The sequence below is a fragment of the Limnoglobus sp. genome (genome assembly GCF_059499385.1).
In genome coordinates, this window is sequence record NZ_JCABYM010000105.1 from 1 (window position 1) to 2,055 (window position 2,055).

Here is a 2,055-nt window from a genome sequence, read left to right on the forward strand (position 1 = left end):
CCGCCGCTACCGGCACCTGTTCCCGCACCAGCAGCGGCAGGTGCTCTGCCAGGTGTTCGGCGGTTGAGTCCGGGGGGCGGGCCGTGCTACTCGTGGGGGATGCCGAAAGCCTACGTCGGAGTCGCATCGAAGCAGGGTCTCGCCGCCTTCCACCCGGAGCGCGACGACACCTTGTCGTTCGTGCGCCGCTTCGGCGTAACCCACGCCGGCAGCGTCGGGTTCTGGGCCGTGCTCGGCGACTCGGACGCCCGCCGGGTGCGGGCGCTCCTCCGCTGGGGACACCGGCGGGAGGCGCTCCGGCTGCTCGACCGCTCGGCCAGGGAAGTCGGCCGCATCATGCCCACCGACCTCTGTCGCTCCCGAGTCCACTGACGGGCAAATCGTCCCACGGCCTGTGGGACTATTCCGCGAGCGACGCCTCCGATGAGGAACGCCACGCCGCGTCCGCACGCGAGGGGCGACGGCTGGCGTAAGACTCTCCCGCCCTTGGGATAGGCAAGAATACTGCTCCAGGGAGATACAGCGGTGTTAGTCGGGGGTTCCTGGCGGACGGGCCGCGAGCGCCCGCTTCGTCCGCTCGACCTCGGCCCGCAGCTCGTCCTCGGCGGGCAGGTCGGTCAGGTACTTGGACGCGAACACCCGGGCGTTGATCCCGCCCATCGCGTACCGCACCACCGTGTCGCTCTTCTCACTGCACAGTATAAGGCCGACCGGCGGGTTCTCGCCCGGCTCGGTGAGGTGTTCCTTCGCGTAGTTCAGGTAGAGGTTCATCTGGCCGGCGTCGGCGTGCGAGAACGGGCCGATCTTGAGGTCGATGACCACCAGGCACCGGAGCCGGCGGTGGAACAGGAGCAGGTCGATCTTGTACCACTGCGCGTCGATCCGGACCTTCTGCTGCCGGGAGACGAAGGTGAACCCGCGGCCGAGTTCGAGGAGGAACGCTTCGAGGTGCCGGACGATGGCCTCCTCCAGCTCGCCCTCGCCGTACTCGCTCGTCAGGTTCAGGAACTCCAGGACGTAGGGGTCGCGGACCAGCTCGTCCGCCGTCACCAGGTCGGCCGGCGTCGGGGTGCCGGCCTTGGCGAGCAGCGCGTCCTTCTGCTTCGCCCCGCGGAGCCGCTCGTAGAACTGCGTGCCGATCTGCCGGTCGAGCTGGCGGACCGACCACCCGCCCTTGATCGCCTCGTCCTCGTAGAACCGGCGGGCCGCGGGGTCCGGCACCGTCATCAGGCGGACGTAGTGCGACCACGGGAGCGGGAAGGCGTCGGGGGCGAGCGGGGCGGGGGAAATTGCAGACACCGTCTGCAATTTCTCGGCCTCGGGTGATCTGACCCGGAACTGGAACGTGCCGGCCGCCGGCCCGATCTCCCAACCCAGGTAGAAGGCCCGCATCGAGAACAGGTTCCGCCAGCCGAACCCCCGCCCGTGCTTCTTGGACAGGTCCGCTCCGAGCCGCTTGAGCAGTTCCTCGCCGTAGCCCGCCCGGACCTCGCCACCTTGCTCGAACTCGACCACCCGGCGGCCGACCTCCCAATACGTCGCCGTCAGCACCGCGTTCACCGCGCGGGCGACGGACCGCCGGGACTGGTCGAGCAGCGCCGACAGCCCGGAGAGGAGGCCGTCGTAGTCGCCCCCGCCGGTCGGCACGAGTTGATTCGGTTTCTGTTGTTTTCGCTTCGCCATCGGTCCAACCGTTCCCTCCGGCCGAGAGCGTACCTGCGGAGGGGCCGGACGGGCAAGGCGGGTTTCGGTGCGAGCGTGGCGAACGGTCGGGTCGTGGGCGAGAGGGCGGTGGTGCAGGGCTAACCTCTCGCGGTCGTGGTGCCGGTGACGAGCGGGTCGTCACGGCGAGAACCTTCCGTGGTGTTGTGTATCGCCGTCACTCGCCGTCGGGCCGGGCGAGGGAGCGGAGGACGTCGGTCAGCTCGGCCTCCGTGAGCGTCCAGCCGTCCGCCGGGAGCCGGCCGACGACGCGGAACTTGAGCCGCTGGTAGACGCCGAGGGCGGCCTCGTCGTCGCCCAGCACGTCCGCCGCGAGGGCGAGCGCGAGCTGAG

The 2,055-nt window shown here is 70.0% G+C and carries 3 protein-coding genes; 1 reads left to right on the top strand and 2 read right to left on the bottom strand.

Annotated elements, in window-relative coordinates; all coding sequences use genetic code 11:
* Positions 1-171: 171 nt before the first annotated feature.
* Positions 172-372, top strand: coding sequence for a hypothetical protein (locus AC5JJ2_RS18025; protein WP_495859412.1), 201 nt, complete (start codon positions 172-174; stop codon positions 370-372).
* A gap of 156 nt (positions 373-528) precedes the next feature.
* On the opposite strand, the gene AC5JJ2_RS18030 is transcribed toward AC5JJ2_RS18025, so the two are convergent.
* Together AC5JJ2_RS18030 and AC5JJ2_RS18035 are read right to left on the bottom strand one after the other, a co-directional pair.
* Positions 529-1,683: a PDDEXK nuclease domain-containing protein gene (locus AC5JJ2_RS18030; RefSeq protein WP_495859413.1), complete on the bottom strand. Its 1,155-nt coding sequence runs from the start codon at positions 1,681-1,683 to the stop codon at positions 529-531.
* A gap of 196 nt (positions 1,684-1,879) precedes the next feature.
* Positions 1,880-2,055: DUF6166 domain-containing protein (locus AC5JJ2_RS18035; RefSeq protein WP_495859414.1), on the bottom strand; the 176-nt coding region annotated here is incomplete at its 5' end.

Coding starts and splice junctions, on each gene's coding strand:
- AC5JJ2_RS18030 (WP_495859413.1), bottom strand. CDS start 1,683: ATGGCGAAGCGAAAACAACAGAAACCGAATCAACTCGTGCCGACCGGC.